Below are 17,595 nucleotides of genomic sequence, written 5' to 3'. Positions count from 1 at the left end.
GGGAACGGTCAGTTGGATTCAGGGATATTGAGCGACTCGAAGGTGTCGGCGCGAAGGCGCCGCTGGGCCGCATATTTGAGGCGTTGCGCGTGAATGATCGCCTTGAGATCAAAGAGCGCACTCTCAAACAGTTCGTTGATTATAACGAAGTCAAATTTTGCGACCTGCGCCATTTCCTCTTCGGCGTTCTTCAGGCGCAGCTCGATGACTTCGGGAGCGTCCTCGCCACGGTTTTCCAGGCGGGCCCGCAACTCGTCCCAGCTGGGCGGCAGGATGAAGATCAGCACGGCATTGGGAAATGCCCGTTTGACCTGCAATGCGCCCTGGTAGTCGATTTCGAGGAGCACGTCGGTGCCGCTTTGGATGCGCTCTTCCAGAGACCTCTTGGCCGTGCCGTAGCGGCGGCTGTGCACATTGGCCCATTCCACAAAGCCGTTGTTGGCGACCATTGCGTCGAATTCGGCGTCCGAGACGAAGTAATACTCACGGCCATGCTTTTCCTGGCCGCGCGGCGCGCGCGTGGTGTGAGAGACGGAGGGGTAGACGCGTGCGTCGAATTCACGCAGGGCGCGTACCAGAGAGGATTTGCCGGCACCGCTGGGTGCCGACACGACAAATAGATTTCCGGGATGGTCCATGACTTTGGGCATGACTTTGGGCATGAATCGAGCGTACGGGGTAGGTACGCCCAGGGCTTGCTTACTCGATGTTCTGCACTTGTTCGCGCATTTGCTCGATCAGCACCTTCATGTCGACGCTGATGCGGGTCAGCTCCAGCGTGGCTGATTTGGAGCCGAGGGTGTTGGCTTCACGGTGCAACTCCTGGATCAGGAAGTCCAGACGCTTGCCGATGTCGCCACCCTTTTTGAGCAGGCGCTCGATTTCGTCGAGGTGAGAGCCCAGGCGCGTGACTTCTTCAGCCACGTCGATGCGGATGGCAAAGGCCGTGGCTTCGGCCAGGGCGCGGTCCTGGGCGGCCTCGGGGGCAACCGAGCCTTCGCCCAGGGCCATGGCCTCCTTCCAGCGCTCCAGGAATTTCTGGCGCTGCTGCTCCACCAACTGCGGCACCAGCGGCGCGGCCGTCTTGGCCAGCTCGCGCAGTTGCTTGATGCGGTCGAGCAGCATGTCGGCCAGGCGCTCGCCCTCGCGGGCGCGAGCCGCGAGCAGCTCGGTGATGGCCTGTTCGGCCAGGGCCGGAGCGATCTCGCTCCAGTCCGTGGTGGCGGTGGCGGTGCCGCTGCACAGGCGCAGCACATCGGCCACGGACAGGTCGCGTGCCTTGGGCAGCCAGGCCTGAACCGAGTCCTGCAGGGTCACCAGGCGTTGCAGCTGGGTGGCTGAGGGAATGGGCAGGGATTGGTTGCTGGAGACGTCGATGGCGGCTCGTACTTCCACCTTGCCGCGCTTGAGGCGCGCGGTGAGCAAGGTGCGCAGGGCCGGTTCAAGGGCGCGCAGTTCGTCGGGAAGGCGGAAGGACAAATCCAGAAAGCGGCTATTGACCGCGCGGATCTCAAGGCCCAGACGGCTGTTGGACTGGGACTCTTGACCACCCTCAACGGATGCGCTGTGCTGGGCACTGGCGTATCCGGTCATGCTGTAAACTGGCATTGGACTTTTGATGGATGCTTGCAATTTCCCGATTATCCGGGTTTCGTATCATCCTTGAGGTTTACCGGTAAAAAATGTCTACAAAAACCAAGCCAGCGCCCCTACCGTCGGGCAGCACAATAGGTGGATACCGGGTGGTGCGCAGGATTTCCTCGGGGGGGTTCGGGATTGTCTACCTGGCTCTGGACGCCGATGGCCAGCAAGTAGCGATCAAGGAGTACCTGCCGGCTTCGCTTGCCACTCGGGCGCCTGCCGAACTGCAGCCCATGGTGGCGCCAGAAAAGTTGTCCCTCTATCGCCTCGGGCTCAAGAGCTTTTTCGAGGAAGGGCGCTCGCTGGCGCAGATTTCCCACGCCTCCGTGGTGAGCGTGCTGAATTTCTTTCGCGAAAACGAAACCGTCTACATGGTGATGAACTACCTGGAAGGGGCGACCCTGCAGGAGTTCATCGTCACGGCGCGCGAGCTCAAGGCCGACAAGGTGTTCAGGGAGTCGACCATCCGCTCTCTGTTTGACGAGGTGCTGCGCGGCCTGCGCATCGTGCATCAGCACAAGATGCTGCATCTGGACATCAAGCCCGCCAATATCTTCATCACCAATGACGACAAGGCCGTGCTGATCGATTTCGGCGCGGCGCGTGAAGTGCTGTCCAAGGAGGGCAACTTCATTCGTCCCATGTACACGCCGGGCTTTGCTGCCCCTGAGATGTACCGGCGCGATTCCCAGCTGGGTCCCTGGACCGATATTTACGCCATTGGCGCCTGCATCTATGCCTGCATGCAGGGCATACCGCCCAATGAAGCTCCGCAGCGTCAGGACAAGGACCGGCTGGCCCTTGCCTTGAACAAGCTGCGCGGCGTGTATTCGGACAATCTGATCGAGGTGGTGGAGTGGTGCATGGCCATGGATCCGCTCTCGCGCCCGCAGTCGGTGTTTGCCCTGCAAAAGGAGCTGAGCCGCGAAGGCGAGCGTCGCTATACCAAGCTCAGCATGCAGGAACGCATGCGCATGCAGTTTGACAACATGGTGCATGACGCCAGGAAGAATCTTCAGAAACTCGGCGGCTCCGAACGTGGAGCGGTGACCGACAGCAATCGCAAACCATGAAATTTTCCGTCTTCCAGCTCAGCCGCCGCGGAGGCCGTGCCCTCAACGAAGACCGCATGGGCTACTGCTACACGCGAGAGGCGGCGTTGTTCGTGCTGGCGGACGGCATGGGCGGGCATCCGGACGGCGAAGTGGCCGCACAGATAGCATTGCAGGTGGTTTCCACGCTTTTTCAGCAAAAGGCCAAGCCCATGCTGGAAGAGCCTGCCCTGTTTCTGGAAGAGGCGCTGCTGCAGGCCCATCGCCAGATCCTGCGTTATGCCAGCACCAAGGGCATGATGGACACGCCGCGCACCACGCTGGTGGCGGCCGTGCTGCAGGACGGCAAGGTGACCTGGATACACTGCGGCGACTCGCGTCTGTACTGGGTGCGCGACGGGCAGCTCGTGGAGCGAACACGTGATCATTCGTACAGCGAGATGCGCAAGGTCTCCGGTGCGCTGGCGCCTGCCAACCGCAATGTGCTGTTCACCTGCCTGGGCTCGCCTTCCAAGCCCATCTTCGATGTGAGCGAGACAAGGCGGCTTGAGGAGGGCGATCAGCTGATGCTGTGCTCCGATGGCCTCTGGGGGGCGGTGCCGACGCCGGAAATTCTCCAGATCATGAACGGCAAGGCCGTGGCCCACTTTGTGCCCATGCTGGTCGATACGGCGCTCAAGCGAGCCGGGGACGGCAGTGACAATGTCACCGTGCTGGCACTGGTATGGGAAACACCGAATAATTTCGAGCCGTCTTCCATCTCCACACAGGAGATCGAGGATCAGGGCTTCGAGTCCACGATACAGGTGGGGCCGATCGAAGACTGCGAGGATGAGCTCGACGACGAGGCCATCGAGCGATCGATTGCCGAAATCAACGAGGCCATACGCCGTTCGGCACAGCGCCAGAAAGCCAAGACCTGAACACGGTTGCACGCTGCAATAGGCGCTGGCTTGAAACTACTGAATCAATAGCTGATTGCGTAAGCGTCATAAGCGCTTCCATGGATTTTTATTATGAAAATTGTGCTGGCATCCAACAACCGCGGAAAGCTCGCCGAGTTGCAAGCCATGTTTGCCCCGCTGGGCGTGGAGCTGATTCGTCAGGGCGATCTGTTCGAGGGAGAGGCTCCCGAGCCCTATGGCACCTTTGTAGAGAATGCGCTGTCCAAGGCGCGCTTTGCGGCCGAGAAGACCGGCTTGCCCGCCATTGCCGATGATGCCGGCATGTGTGTGGATCATTTTGGCGGTCTGCCCGGTGTGGACACGGCCTACTATTGCACCCAGTTCGGCTACGAGAAAAGCGACGACAACAATGTGCGCGCGCTGCTCGAGCAGATGCAGGGTGTGACCAACCGCCGTGCCGCCATGGTCAGCACCCTGGTGGGCGTGCGCTCGCCCAAGGACCCCGAGCCGCTGATTGCCGTAGGACGCGTGCAGGCTCTGCTCACGACCGAGCGCCGTGGCAGCAATGGCTTCGGCTTTGACCCGGTACTGCTTATTCCCGAGCTGGGCCTGACCTTTGCCGAGATGGAGCCCGAGCTCAAGCATGCGCACAGCCATCGCGGTCGTTCTTCGCGCACCATGATCGAGTTGGTGAAAGAGCGCTGGTTATAACCAGCGGTTCCCCCTGAGGCGCTTTGCGCCTTCCCCCTCTCTCGCTTCGCGGGATGGGGACGACGGCCTCGCTGCGGGGCGGCGGGGCCGCCTAGGCCCTTGCTTGCTGTCCCATGGTTGGGGTGTGCTAGTTTTAGCGGCGTCGGTTTTGTTTGCGCTAGAAAAGCATATTTCCCATGATTCCCATTCAGCATCAAACAGAGACCGCCGAAGCGGCGGTGCAGCGCGATATTCAGCACTACATGCGGCCCGGTACGCTGCAGCTGGGCAGCCTGCCGCCGCTGTCGCTGTATGTGCACCTGCCCTGGTGTCTCAAGAAATGCCCGTATTGCGACTTCAACTCCCATGCCTGGGCCAAGGGAGATGCGCTGCCCGAGGATCGCTACATCGATGCTTTGATGGCTGATCTGGAGTCTGCGCTGCCGCTGATCTGGGGGCGCACGGTGCACAGCGTCTTCATGGGCGGCGGAACGCCCAGCCTGTTTTCTCCCGAATCCATGGACAAGCTGATTGCCGGTCTGCGCGCGCGTCTGCGCATGGAGCCCGATTGCGAAATCACCATGGAAGCCAACCCCGGCACCTTCGAGAAGGACCGTTTCAAGGCCTTCCGTGCGGCTGGCGTGAACCGCCTGTCAATCGGGGTGCAGAGCTTTGACGACCGCTATCTGCAGGCTGTCGGCCGTGTGCATGATGCGGCGCAGGCCCAGGCTGCGGTGCGCGAGGCGGCGGACAATTTCGAGACCTTCAATATCGACCTGATGTATGCGTTGCCCGGCCAGAGCATGGTCGATCTGCAGCGCGATGTGGACACGGCACTGTCGTTTGCACCGCCACATCTGTCGATTTATCACCTGACCATCGAGCCCAACACTTATTTCGCCAAATATCCGCCCGTGGTGCCGGAGGACGATACGGCCTATGAGATGCTGGACCTGATCACGGCCAGCACCAGGGCCGCGGGCATGCAGCGCTATGAGGTCTCGGCCTATGCCAAGGACGGCCATCAGTGCTTTCACAACAGCAACTACTGGCAGTTCGGCGACTATCTGGGCATTGGCGCCGGTGCGCACAGCAAGCTGAGCTTTGCCCACCGCATCGTGCGTCAGGTGCGTTTCCGCGATCCGGCCCGCTATATGGACATGGCACTGGCCGGCACGCCGCTGGCACAGGACAACGAGGTCAAGCGCGCCGATCTGCCGTTCGAATACATGCTCAACGCGCTGCGCCTGCGTGGCGGCTTTGCCTTGCAGGAGTTCATGGAGCGCACGGGCCTGCCCATGTCGGCCATTGCCAAGGGGCTCGATCAGGCCCAGGCCAAGGGCCTGATCAGCCGCGATCTGGGCCGCGTGGTGCCCACCGAACGCGGCTTTGACTTCCTCAGCGACCTGCAGGAAATGTTCCTGTAGGTCCGGCAAGGAAATTCAGCCGCAGCGCAGCGCCGTGATCTTGCCCGCGTCATTGGTGATGACGTTCAGGCGCTCCTGGTTGTAATCCATGGTGGCGGGCTGACCTTCGCGCAGCACGCGCAGCAAGTACGAGCCGGATTTCTGGCGGATGGTTTCCAGCGTCGATGCCACGGTGTTGTGGCCGATATAGATCTGTACCGGCTCCGCGTGGCATACCTGCAGCTGACGCGCAGGCGGGGCGGTCTTGCCGCCTGCGACCATGCCGTTGCTGGCGCAGCCTGCCATCAGCAAAGCCATGCTGGCAGCAGCCATGCCGAGCAAAGTGCGGGTGGAAATATGCAGAGTGGGTGTTCGATGCTTCATGCCCCACACCATAGCGCCCCCAGGTGCTCGCGCATGCCAGACCAAGCCTTGATGTGCAAGCGGGTGCAACAAAGCAATGCGAAAATTTGATAGCTTCATGCGCAATTCCATCAAGGGAATGGTGGCATTTTGACTGTGAATCTTCAGCGCCGGAGTCTATGGCTTGTGGGCTCCTTCTGCACTTTGAAAGATGCCGGCATCGATATTCGCGGCCTGCAGCTTGCGTGCAGCCTTTTCAGCGCGCTTTCGGCTCTCGAAGGGGCCGCTGCGTACTCGGGTGACTTCCCCCTTGTTGCTGGCCATCTTCTGCGTCAGCGCGGGCAGTCTGGACTTTTGCAGCTGCGCCAGCACCTTGTCGGCATTGCCGGCCTCGGAATAGACGCCCAGATTCAGATAGAACTTGCCAGGAACCAGGTCCGAGCCGGCATGGGGTGTCGAGGGGGCAGCTTGTTCCTTTGTATCTGTCGCCGGCCTGGCTGTCGGCTTTTCGCTCAGCTCGGCCTTGACCGCCGCTTTGCTTGGCACTGAGGCAGCTGCGTCAGGCGCAGCTTGCTCTGCGCGTGTGTCTGTCTCGGTGGCGGTCGTAGGCGCTGGCTCTGCCGGGCGGTTGTCTGGCTCCTCGGGGGCGGGCTTTGCCAGGTCCGGGCTGGCAGCTGGACGATTGGCCACGGCGGTGGCTGCAGGCGCTGCGCTCTTGGTCGGTGCCGGGCCATCGGCGGGCAGCAAGGCCAGGCCCGCGCCTGCGGCCGCTGCCACAGGCAGGGCCAGCACCAGCATGGCTGCGGTTCTGTTGCGGGGAGAGCCGACCTGCGCCTGCAAGGCGGCATGGGCGACGGCCATATTGGGCGCGTCCGTAATCGCCTGCAGCGTCTGGGCCCTGATCTTGCGCCAGTACCAGCCATTGCCCAGCAGGCCGGGAACGGCCACAGCCACCAGCCAAAGTGCAATGCCCAGGCCCAGAGCCATGGCCTCGGGCAGAGCCGGGCGCAGGCCAAACCACCAGATCAGCGCGGTTGCCGTGACGGCTGCGAGGTATTTGCCAGCCTCGCGCCATAGACCGTGCAGGCTGCACCAGGCCAGGGTCAGGAAGGCTGCCGCCATATTCCAGCTGGGCAGGCTGCGGTCCAGGGCATCGAAGCGCTTGAACTGGGCCAGGTAAAAGTCGCGTGAACGTGGGCTCAGGCGGCTGGCATAGAGCTGGGGCAGCAGGCCGCTGTCCTCCTCTTCGGGTGCAGCGGTCTGCCCGGCCTCGTGTTGCAGACTGTGCTGCATGGAATAGGCCGCGGCTGCAAAGGCTCCTGCAATGGAGGCAGGCAGGGGGCTGGCATCCGAGCGCGCAGGCTGGTTCAGCACGGGCTCCTGGCGCTGGTTTCGGCCAGCAGGGGCGAGCGCAGGGGTGGGGGTGTCCGAAGCGGAAGGCATGGCTGCAATTGTGTCATGGCGTTACGAGCAGGCCGAAGGCAGATTCCCAACAAAAAACCGGCGCCAGGCCGGTTTTTTGCGGGATGGCCGAGGCAGACTCAGGCCTGGTGCGCGGGCAGAACGGTGGCACGGCATTCGCCGAAGCCGATGCGCGCGGCACCGGGCCTTTCGCACCAGCCGGCAAAGACCACGGCGTCTCCGTCGAGCAGGAAGGTGCGGGTTTCGCCGTTGCTCAGGCTCAGGGGCTTTTTGCCGCCTTCGGTGATTTCCAGCAGGGCGCCGGCTTCGGCCATGGTGGGGCCGGACAGCGTGCCTGTGCCCAGCAGGTCGCCGGGTTGCAGATCGCAGCCGTTGACGGTGTGGTGGGCAATCAGCTGGGCCATGGTCCAGTAGGCGTGGCGGTAGCTGGTCCGGGTGATCTGCTCGGCGGCCTTGCCTTCGGCGCGCATCTTCTCGGTCTGGATGGCAACCGTGAGCTGAACGTCGAGCGCACCGCGCTGCGAGTTGGCTTCGGAGCTGAGGTAGGGCAGGGGCTGTGGGTCCTCGGACGGGCGGACAAAGGCCGTCCGATAGGGCTCCAGTGCTTCCAGCGTCACAATCCAGGGCGAGATGCTGGTGGCGAAGTTCTTGGACAGGAAAGGGCCCAGTGGCTGGTATTCCCAGGCCTGAACGTCGCGTGCCGACCAGTCGTTGAGAAGGCACAGACCGAAGATATGGTTTTCGGCGTCCTCGATGCCGATGGCCTCGCCCCAGGCATTGGCCGAGCCGGCATAGATGCCCATCTCCAGCTCATAGTCGAGGCGGTTGCAGGGCTTGAGCACGGGGTCGGCATCGGGAACCTTGAGCTGGCCGTTGGGGCGCTTGAAGTCCACGCCAGAGATGCGGATGCTGGAGGCACGACCGTGGTAGCCGATGGGCACCCACTTGTAGTTTTCCATCAGCGGGTTGGTGGGGCGGAACAGCTTGCCCACATTGGTGGCGTGGTGCACGGAGGTGTAGAAGTCCGTGTAGTCGCCCACCTGTGCGGGTACGCTGTATTCCACATCGGCCTGGGGCACGAGGCAGGCCTTGAGGGCGGCTTCCTGGGCAGCGCCGGCACGCAGGGCGCGCGACAGGGCCAGACGCAGGGCCGACCAAGACGCCGGGCCCATGGCCATCAAGCTGTTGAGCTGAGCTTGCGCCGCTGCGTCGACCTGGGCCTGCACATCGCCGCCCAGTGCCTTGGCATCGCGAACAGCCGCCATGTCCAGCACCTGGTCGCCAATCGCCACGCCGCCGCGAAAAGCCTCGCTGCTGCTCTTGCGACGAAAGACTGCAAACGGCAGGTTCTGGATGGGGAAGTCGCTGCTGCCCGTGTTGGCGCTGGCGACCCAGCTTTGCAGGCCGGCGTCGTGGGTTTCGTTCAATGCCATGTTCGTCTCCTTAAACGATTTGAATAAAAACAGGCTGCAGCGCTGATCTGCTGTGCGCTGTCAGCCATCGATCTATGACTGATCTATGGGATCTGGCTTGTGCTGGCTTGTGGATCCTTCATGCAGCGGTAAAGCCCCCATCCATGTTCCACTGTGCGCCACGCACCTGGGCGGCGTTGTCGCTGGCCAGAAAGCCGACCAGTGCCGCGACCTGTTCCACAGTCACAAAAGCCTGCGAGGGCTGCTTGGCGCCCAGCAGCCTGGCGCGGGCTGTCGCCTCGTCCAGCTGCTCGCGCTGCGCCAGGGCTTCGATCTGGGCCTGCACCAGCGGCGTGAGTACCCAGCCGGGGCAGATGGCGTTGCAAGTCACGGGCGTGGTGGCCAGCTCCAGTGCCACGGATTTGGTCAGGCCCAGCAGGCCGTGCTTGCTGGCCACATAGGCGGGCTTGTGGGCCACGCCGACTAGGCCGCTGACGGATGCCATATTGATGATGCGTCCCCAGCCGCGCTCCAGCATGGCCGGCGTGCAGGCCTGTATGGTGTGAAACGGTGCGCTCAGGTTGACGGCCAGCATGGTGTTCCATCGGTCTGGCGGAAAGCTGAGCACGGATTCCACATGCTGCATGCCCGCGTTGTTGACCAGAATGTCCACAGCGCCCAGCTCGGCGGCGATGCGCCGGGCCAGCGGGGCAATGGCCAGGCCATCGCTCAGATCCAGTGAGTAATAGCGGGCGGCGACACCCAGTGCGTGCAGCTCGGCCAGCTGTTCATCGGTGCTGGCAGACGCCTGGGCGCTGCCATGCAGGGCAATGGCGGCGCCTTCGCCGGCCAGTTGCCTGGCAATGGCCCAGCCGATGCCGCTGGTGGAGCCGGTGATCCAGGCCACACGGCCGCTATGGGGCCTGGAGAGCTGCTGGACTTGGGGCAGGACGGTGGTCATTTGAGCAGGTCCATTTCGATATGCACGTATTCGCTGATGAAGCGTACCTTGGCCCAGTAGACGATCAAGCCCTGTGGATTGCAGGCCCAGCGCAGCGCCTGCATCAACGGCGTGCCCAGCGGCACGCCCAGATGCTCGGCAATCAGCTCGTCGGCCGGGGCTACGCTCAGGTACTGGCGGGCCGTGGCGATCTGTGCTGGATCATTTCCCAGCGCCTGAGCCAGCGTGGTGCGCTCCAGCTGTTCCTGCAGCCTGGGGTAGAGATTTTGTTCCAGGTACAGCTCGGACAGGCAAAAGCGTGCATCGCCGTGCTTGTGTACGCGCAAAAAATAGGTATAGGCAGCGGCCAGTTCGCCAGGGGAAGGGAAGCCGGCCGGAATAGGCGGCACGCAGTCATTCGCTTGCTGCAGCGTGGTCTGCTGAATCTGCTCGCCAAAGGCCACCAGTTCCTGCCAGGTCGTTGGCAGCAAAAAGGATGGGGGCTTGTAGGGCTGGCCAACGACCTTGGTGCCGCCGCGCTTGCGGGTCTGCAGCAGGCCTTCATCGACCAGCGCATGCACGGCCATGCGCACCGTGGTGCGCGAGACGCTGTGCAGGGCCTCGAGCTCCTCGACGGTGGGGATGCTTTGTCCGACCGTCCACTCGCCCGTCGCTATCTTGTTGCGAAACAGTCGGGCCAGCTGCAGGTGCAGCTTGTCGCGGGATTGGGAGGCGGTGGACGCAGCAGTCATAAGCACGGTTTTGCGGGGCAGTGTAGCAAATAAAGTATCTAAAAAAGTACTTTATTGAAAAAGACCAGCAGACACTCAAGATGGCGCAATAAGGCAGCGGACGGGAGTGCAAGCCAGCCCAAAGAAGCGCAAGAGTTCACAAATGTCACCATTCAGACAGTGCAAATGACTTTTAAACTCCTCGCTTTTGATAGCAGATAGTGCAGGCAGCCATTGGTTGCAATGTGCTTTGACAAGGGCAATCCTTGCCTGGGAGTTGGTGGTTTCATGCAGAAGCAGTACGAGTGGCAGTTTTTCCGCGCCGGCGAGGTGGATCAGGTGGTGATTCGCACGGGCCAGGACATTGCCCATATTGGTGAGCTGGATCAGAAGCTGTGGGTGGCTCTGGCCTGTCCCACGCGAGGTATCGAGTTCGACAGCGCAACGCTGGATTTGATTGACGAGAGCAAGGACGGGCGTATTCGCCCCCCAGAGCTGGTGGCCGCCTGTGAATGGGCCGTGGCAAGAGTGCGTGATCCGCAGGTTCTGGCCGATGGCGGCGATGTGCTGCAACTGAACAGCATCAACGATGCGACGGAGGAGGGCGCGCTGTTGCTGGCAGAGGCCAGACGCGTGCTGGAGCTCGCGGGCCTGCCCGATGCCCAGTCCATCACGCTGGCCCAGGTGCAGGAGCGCATGGCTTCGCTGCAGGCCCTGCGTTTCAATGGCGACGGCGTCGTCAGTGCAGCCACGGCCGAAGGCGACGAGGCCCTGGCCGGTCTGATTGCGCGCATTCAGGAGCTTTACGGCGCGGTGGACGGCAGCGATGGCGTTGCAGGCATCGATCGCAGCAAGGCCGAGGCCTTCTGGGAAGACGTGCAAGCCCTGCAGACCTGGTTTGCCCAGGCGGCAGAGCTGGGTTGCAATCTGCAGCCGCGTGCACTGGCGCTGGCGGCAGCGGAGGCCGTAAACGCGGTGCAGGCCAAAGTCGATGACTTTTTTGCCCGCACGCGACTGGTGGAGTTCGATGCCAATGCACGTGCACCGCTCAACCCAACGGAAGAAGGCTATGCCGCTTTGGGCGCGCAGGTGCTCAGCAATGCATCGGAGTCTCTGGCCGCGCTGCCGCTGGCCGCAGTGACCGGCGAGCGCAGCCTGCCGCTGGTGAATGGCGTCAATCCCGCCTGGGCTGCTGCCTTGCAGACCTTGCGCGAGCAGGCCGTGCAACCCGTGTTCGGCGAAGCGTTGACGGCGCTGACCGAGGTGCAGTGGGATCAGCTCAAGACCATGCTGGCCCATTGCCAGCAATGGTTGTCAGAGTGCCCGGCCACGCCGCTGGGCGCAGTGAGCGAGGCCGAAATTCAGCAACTGCTGTCCAGCGGGTTGAAAGACGCAGTGATGCAGTTGCTGGATCATGACGATGCCGAAAAAGAGCATGCCGTCCAGGCCATGGCTCTGGAAAAGCTGATCCGTCTGCAGCGCGATCTGCTGGAGCTGCTCAACAACTTTGTCTCCTTCTCCCGCTTCTATCGCCGCGAAGGTGCGGCCTTCCAGGCCGGTACCTTGTTCCTGGACGGCCGCAGCTGCGATCTGACCGTGGAGGTTGCCGATGCGGCGGCCCACTCCACGTTGGCCGCCATGGCCAAAACCTATCTGGCCTACTGCGAATGCAAGCGCGAGGGGCAGAAAAAGACGATCGTCGCGGCCTTCACTGCAGGCGATGTGGACTTTCTGTTCGTGGGACGCAACGGCGTGTTCTACGACCGTGCGGGCAATGACTGGGATGCCACCATCGTCAAGCTCATCGATAACCCGACCAGCATAGGTCAGGCCTTTTTTTCGCCCTACAAGAAGTTCCTGCGCATGATCGAGGAGCAGGTCGCCAAGCATGCCGCAGCCAAGAACGATGTGGTCAACACCAGCCTCAGCGACAACGCGACCAAGCTGGTGACGGCGCCCAAGGACCTGGCCCAGGCACCTGCTCCAGCGCGCAAGACCGATGTGGGGACGGTGGCCGCCATCGGCGTGGCGCTGGGCTCGCTGAGCGCCGTGATCGTTGGCATCTTCGGCAAGTTCATCGAACTGGGGCCGTGGATTCCGGTGGCCATACTGGGCCTTATCCTGGCCATTTCCGGTCCCAGCATGCTGATTGCCTGGCTCAAGCTGCGTCAGCGCAGCCTGGGACCGATTCTGGATGCCAGCGGCTGGGCCATCAATGGCCGCATGAACATCAATCTGGGCCTGGGCCGCAGCCTGTCGCAGACGGCCAAGGTACCTGTCAACGCCAAACGCAACATTGCCGACCCTTACGCGGACAGCCACGGCCTGCGCAACAGCCTGTGTGTGCTGGCACTGATGGCAGCCGCTGCGCTGCTGGCCTGGCGCATGCACTGGCTGGACGCCGTGCTGCCTGCCGGCTGGCAGCACGGCTCTGCAGTCGCTAGCGCAGCCACGGCCATGGAGCCAGCTGCACCTGCAGGTGGCGCAGCAGCAAGGTAAGGTAAGTACAGCTGCCTTGTGCATGTGCAAGAGTGCAGATGGATAATCGCCAGCCATGTTTGAATTTAGGGTTAACCCTGATTTCTAGCCCCTGAGCGGGCCACTTTTGTAGCCATCCATCAGCTTGTTGAAGACGCAAAAGCCAAGGGTTTTTGCGTCTTTTTTGCTGGTGCGACTGGAAAAACGTCCATGCGGTTTCGCGTGGCAGAAAGCAAGGCAATGAGCTGGCAAGATTTCAAGCACCAATATCTGGTGCGTTTCTGGTCGCCCGTGCCCGCAGTGATTGCGGCCGGCGTCCTTTCTGCGTATTACTTCGGCATTACCGGCACCTTCTGGGCTGTGACCGGTGAATTCACCCGCTGGGGCGGGCATATCCTGCAGTTCCTCGGTGTCGATCTCTCCAATTGGGGCTATTTCAAGGTCATCGGGCTGCAAGGCACGCCGCTCACACGCGTGGACGGGCTGATGATCATCGGCATGTTTGTCGGCTGCTTCTCGGCTGCGCTCTGGGCCAACAACATCAAGCTGCGCCTGCCCAATCACCGCATTCGCGTGTTTCAGGCCATTGTGGGCGGAATCATCGCGGGCTTTGGCGCGCGTCTGGCCATGGGCTGCAATCTGGCGGCGTTCTTTACCGGCATTCCGCAGTTTTCGCTGCATGCCTGGTTCTTCGCCATTGCCACGGCCATCGGCTCGCTGGCCGGTGCCAAGGTCAGCCTGCTGCCAATGTTCCGGATTCCCGTCAAACTGCAGAAAGTGACGGCACCCAAGCCCCTGGAGCAAAGCGAGGCCCAGGCCAGGCGGCGCTTTCGCATCGGCGTGGCGCTGTTCCTGGCCTGTGTGGTCTGGGGCATCTGCAAGGCTGCCGAAGCGCCCAGGCTGGGCATGGCGATTCTGTTCGGTCTGGCCTTCGGCCTGATCATCGAGCGCGCCCAGGTCTGCTTCACCTCGGCCTTTCGCGATCTGTGGATCACGGGCCGCACGCAGATGGCCAAGGCCATCATCGCGGGCATGGCCGTGGGCACCATCGGCATCTACAGCTATGTGCAACTGGGCATGGACCCCAAGATCTTCTGGGCCGGCCCCAATGCCGTCATCGGAGGCCTGCTGTTCGGCTTCGGCATTGTGCTGGCGGGCGGTTGTGAAACCGGCTGGATGTACCGCGCCGTAGAAGGCCAGGTGCATTACTGGTGGGTGGGTCTGGGCAATGTGATCGGCTCGACCTTGCTGGCGCTGGTCTGGGACGACATCTCGCCCGTGCTGGCAACCAGTTACGACAAGGTCAATCTGCTCAAGGCGCTGGGCCCGCAGGGCGGCCTGTTGCTGACCTATGTGATGCTGGGTATCTCACTGGCTCTGGTGCTGTGGTGGGAAAAGCATTTCTTTGCCAAAAAATCCCGTCTGGCCGCTGCCACAACAACCGCCGCTGCCTCGCGCATTGCCTGAATCTCAAGGAATCCATCATGAGTGACTCCAAATACGTTCCCGATTTCCGCCTCGACATGCTGGGCGAGCCTTGCCCATACCCCGCCGTTGCCACGCTGGAAGCCATGCCCAGCCTGCAGCCGGGCCAGATTCTGGAAGTGGTCTCGGACTGCCCACAGTCCATCAACAATATTCCGCTGGATGCCAGGAATCACGGCTATGAGGTGCTGGAGATTCAGCAGGACGGGCCGACGATTCGATACCTGATCAGGAAGTAACTCCCCCTGAGGCGCTGCGCGCCTTCCCCCTCTCTGCTTCGCGGAGGGGACGACAGCCTCGCTGCGCGGCGGCGCTGGCTTGCTGTCCCCTTGTTGAGTTGTGCCAGTTTTAGGCGCTGTGCCTTGCATCATTGTTTGAGATTTCGCCATGACACAAAAAATTATCATCATCGTTCACGCCGCGCCCTATGGCAGCGAGCGCTGCCTGTCGGCGCTGCGCGTGGCGACGGCCTTGCGCGGCCATGATTCCAGGCCTGAGGTGAAAGTCTTTTTGATGTCCGACGCCACCGTGGTCGGCCTGCCCAATCAGCACGATGGCGCGGGCAGCGGTCTGCAGGCCATGGTCGAGCATCTGGTTGCCGAGGGCGTGAGCGTCAGGTTGTGTCGCACCTGCGCGCTGGCGCGAGGCCTGGCCGAGCTGACACTGATTGCCGGCGTGGAAATCGGTACTCTGCCTGAACTGGCCGACTGGACGCTGGCGGCCGACAAGGTCATCACCTTCTAAGAAAGAAGCTCGCACCAACGTTCAATATCGCCCGCATGGTTGCGGTATTGAAGGCTGGGGCAGCAGCTGTCCTGGGGTGCGGCTCTGCACTCACCGAAGCATCTTGGATGTCCATGCATTCAAAGTGTGGTTTCACCGGCATGGCCAATGAGCGCACCCGCCAGAAGGCCCAGGTGCTGTCCGAGGTGGTGCGCCGACTGGTGGGCGAGCCGGCCTGAGCTCCCTGCAATCTTTGTGGAGCTTTGTTGCTATTGAAAAGTGAGCTTGTTACGCTCGTCATTCATGGATTTCAATATCAAATGCCATTGAAATCATTGAATGGCTTGCGCAGTCAGCTCATTTTTATGCATGAGGCAGACTCACGGCCGACAGCAGCGGCATGCCGGTGCGGCGCGTGAATTCCTCGTAGCTGATGGGCGGGCCCATGCGGGTATCGGCACTATTGGCCTGCCAGTACACCCAGCTCTTGCCGGTGCTGGCGTCATAAACAAGCTTGAAGAGGTAGTCAGGCACTGCCACCTTGCTCTCACCGATGGTGGAGGCGTTTTTGTTGAAGACAGGGCCGGTGAAGACAAAGACATCGCCCCGGGCGCGCAGCGCATATTTGCGCGTGGCCTGTTCCACCTGGCTCCAGGCACCCGCGTTATGCACCTGGTTCTGCGGCACCATGTTCGCGAGGCTGAAGCTCTGGGCCATGGCCTCGGGCGTGCTCATGTCGGCAGCAGGGGCCATATGGCCGCGTGAGAACCCGGAGCGTTTGTAGTCGTCAAGCTCGGAGCGCTCGGCGCGCGGCAGGCGGGCGTCGGCATAGAACTTGTCGCTGCGCTGCAAGCCCTGGGCTTGCTGCAGCATCTGGCGATTCAGGCGCTCGGCCACAAACACCGGGGTCTTGGTGCTGCCGTTGTGCAGCACGGCAAAACCCGAAAAGCACAGCTCGCGCTCACGGGGTTGAAGCTGCAGGGCCGGGGCCTTGCCGCCGGGAAAGAACTGGGGGCAGCGGGCAAAGTGCGTGGGCAGGGCTGTGGCCGTGACATCGGCCTTGTCCACCTTGCCGCCCACGCTGGGCGTGTGGGCGCCGGAGCCGGAACCGGAACCGGAACGCAGATCATCCAGATCCGGCCAGCCGTTCTTGCGAAAGGCCTGCAGGGTCTGGCTGAGCGCATCGAGTGCGGGAATATGCAGGGCTGCCAGCGCCTGGCCCAGCAGTTTCTCGGCGGAGACGCTGGGATTGAAGCTGCAGCTGGCAATCTGGAAGCTGGCCAGTGCCGCAGCGCCCGCAGACAGGGCAAAGCGCCTGATGCGGGAGAGGCTGTTGCCAGCAGTCCTGGAAGCTTTGCCGCGCTTGCGCGCAGGCGTTTTCTTTTTCTTGGCGGTCGTCATTCAGGCGGCAATGGTACGCCGCTTGAATGCTGCTTGAAGCGTGGTGCGGGCCGCAGGCCGCACTTTGTGTGTCCGGCAATGAAACCGTATGTGAACCATAGGCCCAGAGGCCGGCGATTCAGGGGCAGCCTGCGTGCTTCAGACCGTGATGTTGCCGGTACTGGCCTGGCGTCAGGCCCAGGTGTTTGCGAAACACATGGCCCATATGCGACTGGTGGTTGAAGCCGCATTCCAGCGCGATTTGCGGGAGGGGTAGTTCGGCGTCCTGCATCATGGCGCGGGCCGCCTGCAGCCGGGTCTCCATGATCCAGGCATGCGGCGTCATGCCCGTGAGCCATGTGAACTCACGCAGAAAGCGCAAGGGGCTGATGCCCACCATGGCGGACAGATCGGCAATGCTCAGCGGCCGCTCGAACTCGGCGGCAATGCGGTCCAGCACGCGCGCATAGCCGGCGCTGGGGCGAGCGTCGGCCCCGCAGGCGCTGCCCTCCTGGCAGGCCATGAAGCGCAGCGCAGCCTGCTCGATGGCCAGAGCGTCCGGACAGGGGCTGAGCAGCAGCAGGCGCAGATGCTGCGCTATCTGCAAGGCTGCGCGCTGACCGTGTCGTGTGACGCGCTGCGATGGCCAGGGAGCGTCAGTCTCATGGACGCCATGGCGCAGCACCAGGTATTCGCCGCCGGTGGCCGACTCGGAAAATACCTCGACGCCCGGCGGCGTATAGCTCAGGGTGCCGGGCCAGGTGTCGAAGTCCACGCGTCTGTCGGAGGCAATGGCGTGAACGCCTTGCTGTCTTTGCAGCGCAATGCCCAGTGCATGCATGCGCACCGGGTCGCGGCTGCTGTAGGGCGCGCGGCCGAGCAAATGGATCTGTACCGCTGGCGTATCGGTTGCCGAAGGCTGAATCAGGTGGGTCTTCATGGCTTGCTGAAATTTCATGATAGACGA

At 62.4% G+C, this 17,595-nt stretch carries 17 protein-coding genes; 8 read left to right on the top strand and 9 right to left on the bottom strand.

The window, feature by feature from the left end; all coding sequences use genetic code 11:
• Positions 1 to 8 precede the first annotated feature (8 nt).
• Positions 9 to 638, bottom strand: coding sequence for a guanylate kinase (gene gmk / locus MPZ60_RS19780; RefSeq protein ID WP_003062692.1), 630 nt, complete (start codon positions 636 to 638; stop codon positions 9 to 11).
• 61 nt (positions 639 to 699) lie between these two features.
• Positions 700 to 1,593 (bottom strand): YicC/YloC family endoribonuclease, encoded by an 894-nt coding sequence (locus tag MPZ60_RS19775; RefSeq protein WP_034358141.1) that lies wholly within the window; start codon positions 1,591 to 1,593, stop codon positions 700 to 702.
• 89 nt (positions 1,594 to 1,682) lie between these two features.
• Here MPZ60_RS19775 and MPZ60_RS19770 point away from each other — a divergent pair, with 89 nt between their 5' ends.
• From MPZ60_RS19770 to hemW, 4 genes are all read left to right on the top strand, one after another.
• Entirely contained in the window at positions 1,683 to 2,714 is a 1,032-nt protein-coding gene (locus tag MPZ60_RS19770) for a serine/threonine-protein kinase (RefSeq protein WP_034358139.1), read from the top strand.
• The gene (locus MPZ60_RS19765) at positions 2,711 to 3,616 is read left to right on the top strand and encodes a PP2C family serine/threonine-protein phosphatase (protein WP_012839581.1); all 906 of its coding nucleotides are present in this window, start codon (positions 2,711 to 2,713) and stop codon (positions 3,614 to 3,616) included. The genes MPZ60_RS19770 and MPZ60_RS19765 overlap by 4 nt, the downstream gene beginning before the upstream one ends.
• Positions 3,617 to 3,709: 93 nt before the next feature.
• On the top strand, positions 3,710 to 4,309 hold the full coding sequence (locus MPZ60_RS19760) for a non-canonical purine NTP pyrophosphatase (RefSeq protein ID WP_034358136.1): 600 nt from the start codon (positions 3,710 to 3,712) through the stop codon (positions 4,307 to 4,309).
• A 176-nt stretch (positions 4,310 to 4,485) separates the two neighbouring features.
• Complete coding sequence (hemW, locus tag MPZ60_RS19755; RefSeq protein ID WP_012839580.1) at positions 4,486 to 5,715, top strand: radical SAM family heme chaperone HemW; 1,230 nt, start codon at positions 4,486 to 4,488, stop codon at positions 5,713 to 5,715.
• Positions 5,716 to 5,730: 15 nt separating this feature from the next.
• Here hemW and MPZ60_RS19750 read toward each other — a convergent pair whose 3' ends face one another.
• From MPZ60_RS19750 to MPZ60_RS19730, 5 genes are all read right to left on the bottom strand, one after another.
• A complete protein-coding gene (locus MPZ60_RS19750; RefSeq protein ID WP_242607090.1) occupies positions 5,731 to 6,078 on the bottom strand; it encodes an I78 family peptidase inhibitor in 348 nt (115 codons plus the stop codon).
• 156 nt (positions 6,079 to 6,234) lie between these two features.
• Positions 6,235 to 7,500 (bottom strand): SPOR domain-containing protein, encoded by a 1,266-nt coding sequence (locus MPZ60_RS19745; RefSeq protein WP_034358131.1) that lies wholly within the window; start codon positions 7,498 to 7,500, stop codon positions 6,235 to 6,237.
• 98 nt (positions 7,501 to 7,598) lie between these two features.
• Positions 7,599 to 8,912, bottom strand: coding sequence for a fumarylacetoacetase (fahA, locus tag MPZ60_RS19740; RefSeq protein WP_034358129.1), 1,314 nt, complete (start codon positions 8,910 to 8,912; stop codon positions 7,599 to 7,601).
• A 118-nt stretch (positions 8,913 to 9,030) separates the two neighbouring features.
• Positions 9,031 to 9,852 (bottom strand): 3-hydroxybutyrate dehydrogenase, encoded by an 822-nt coding sequence (locus tag MPZ60_RS19735; RefSeq protein ID WP_052057654.1) that lies wholly within the window; start codon positions 9,850 to 9,852, stop codon positions 9,031 to 9,033.
• Entirely contained in the window at positions 9,849 to 10,583 is a 735-nt protein-coding gene (locus MPZ60_RS19730; RefSeq protein WP_242882022.1) for a GntR family transcriptional regulator, read from the bottom strand. Before MPZ60_RS19730 ends, MPZ60_RS19735 begins: the two co-directional genes overlap by 4 nt.
• Positions 10,584 to 10,850: 267 nt before the next feature.
• Here MPZ60_RS19730 and MPZ60_RS19725 point away from each other — a divergent pair, with 267 nt between their 5' ends.
• The 4 genes from MPZ60_RS19725 (at position 10,851) to MPZ60_RS19710 (ending at position 15,269) form a co-directional block, all read left to right on the top strand.
• Positions 10,851 to 13,061, top strand: a complete 2,211-nt coding sequence (locus MPZ60_RS19725; protein WP_034358154.1) for a hypothetical protein — start codon at positions 10,851 to 10,853, stop codon at positions 13,059 to 13,061.
• Positions 13,062 to 13,250: 189 nt separating this feature from the next.
• Positions 13,251 to 14,507: a selenium metabolism membrane protein YedE/FdhT gene (gene yedE, locus MPZ60_RS19720; RefSeq protein ID WP_080746180.1), complete on the top strand. Its 1,257-nt coding sequence runs from the start codon at positions 13,251 to 13,253 to the stop codon at positions 14,505 to 14,507.
• A 17-nt stretch (positions 14,508 to 14,524) separates the two neighbouring features.
• Positions 14,525 to 14,764 carry a sulfurtransferase-like selenium metabolism protein YedF gene (gene yedF, locus MPZ60_RS19715; RefSeq protein WP_034358126.1) on the top strand — a complete coding sequence of 80 codons (240 nt, stop codon included), beginning with the start codon at positions 14,525 to 14,527 and terminating at the stop codon, positions 14,762 to 14,764.
• 148 nt (positions 14,765 to 14,912) lie between these two features.
• The gene (locus MPZ60_RS19710) at positions 14,913 to 15,269 is read left to right on the top strand and encodes a DsrE/DsrF/TusD sulfur relay family protein (RefSeq protein WP_034358124.1); all 357 of its coding nucleotides are present in this window, start codon (positions 14,913 to 14,915) and stop codon (positions 15,267 to 15,269) included.
• A 342-nt stretch (positions 15,270 to 15,611) separates the two neighbouring features.
• Here MPZ60_RS19710 and MPZ60_RS19705 read toward each other — a convergent pair whose 3' ends face one another.
• Both MPZ60_RS19705 and MPZ60_RS19700 read right to left on the bottom strand, forming a co-directional pair.
• On the bottom strand, positions 15,612 to 16,649 hold the full coding sequence (locus tag MPZ60_RS19705; protein WP_034358122.1) for a DNA/RNA non-specific endonuclease: 1,038 nt from the start codon (positions 16,647 to 16,649) through the stop codon (positions 15,612 to 15,614).
• 118 nt (positions 16,650 to 16,767) lie between these two features.
• Entirely contained in the window at positions 16,768 to 17,568 is an 801-nt protein-coding gene (locus tag MPZ60_RS19700) for an AraC family transcriptional regulator (protein ID WP_034358120.1), read from the bottom strand.
• Positions 17,569 to 17,595 lie beyond the last annotated feature (27 nt).

It is taken from the genome of Comamonas sp. 7D-2, assembly GCF_022749555.1.
Classification (GTDB): domain Bacteria; phylum Pseudomonadota; class Gammaproteobacteria; order Burkholderiales; family Burkholderiaceae_C; genus Comamonas; species Comamonas thiooxydans.
Note: the sequence above shows the minus strand (reverse complement) of the source record. Positions and strands in the feature narration are given on the sequence as shown.

Bases quoted from the DNA above. Each gene is read 5' to 3' on its own strand.
- gmk (WP_003062692.1), bottom strand. From the start codon at position 638: ATGGACCATCCCGGAAATCTATTTGTCGTGTCGGCACCCAGCGGTGCC.
- MPZ60_RS19775 (WP_034358141.1), bottom strand. From the start codon at position 1,593: ATGACCGGATACGCCAGTGCCCAGCACAGCGCATCCGTTGAGGGTGGT.
- MPZ60_RS19770 (WP_034358139.1), top strand. From the start codon at position 1,683: ATGTCTACAAAAACCAAGCCAGCGCCCCTACCGTCGGGCAGCACAATA.
- MPZ60_RS19765 (WP_012839581.1), top strand. From the start codon at position 2,711: ATGAAATTTTCCGTCTTCCAGCTCAGCCGCCGCGGAGGCCGTGCCCTC.
- MPZ60_RS19760 (WP_034358136.1), top strand. From the start codon at position 3,710: ATGAAAATTGTGCTGGCATCCAACAACCGCGGAAAGCTCGCCGAGTTG.
- hemW (WP_012839580.1), top strand. From the start codon at position 4,486: ATGATTCCCATTCAGCATCAAACAGAGACCGCCGAAGCGGCGGTGCAG.
- MPZ60_RS19750 (WP_242607090.1), bottom strand. From the start codon at position 6,078: ATGAAGCATCGAACACCCACTCTGCATATTTCCACCCGCACTTTGCTC.
- MPZ60_RS19745 (WP_034358131.1), bottom strand. From the start codon at position 7,500: ATGCCTTCCGCTTCGGACACCCCCACCCCTGCGCTCGCCCCTGCTGGC.
- fahA (WP_034358129.1), bottom strand. From the start codon at position 8,912: ATGGCATTGAACGAAACCCACGACGCCGGCCTGCAAAGCTGGGTCGCC.
- MPZ60_RS19735 (WP_052057654.1), bottom strand. From the start codon at position 9,852: ATGACCACCGTCCTGCCCCAAGTCCAGCAGCTCTCCAGGCCCCATAGC.
- MPZ60_RS19730 (WP_242882022.1), bottom strand. From the start codon at position 10,583: ATGACTGCTGCGTCCACCGCCTCCCAATCCCGCGACAAGCTGCACCTG.
- MPZ60_RS19725 (WP_034358154.1), top strand. From the start codon at position 10,851: ATGCAGAAGCAGTACGAGTGGCAGTTTTTCCGCGCCGGCGAGGTGGAT.
- yedE (WP_080746180.1), top strand. From the start codon at position 13,251: ATGCGGTTTCGCGTGGCAGAAAGCAAGGCAATGAGCTGGCAAGATTTC.
- yedF (WP_034358126.1), top strand. From the start codon at position 14,525: ATGAGTGACTCCAAATACGTTCCCGATTTCCGCCTCGACATGCTGGGC.
- MPZ60_RS19710 (WP_034358124.1), top strand. From the start codon at position 14,913: ATGACACAAAAAATTATCATCATCGTTCACGCCGCGCCCTATGGCAGC.
- MPZ60_RS19705 (WP_034358122.1), bottom strand. From the start codon at position 16,649: ATGACGACCGCCAAGAAAAAGAAAACGCCTGCGCGCAAGCGCGGCAAA.
- MPZ60_RS19700 (WP_034358120.1), bottom strand. From the start codon at position 17,568: ATGAAGACCCACCTGATTCAGCCTTCGGCAACCGATACGCCAGCGGTA.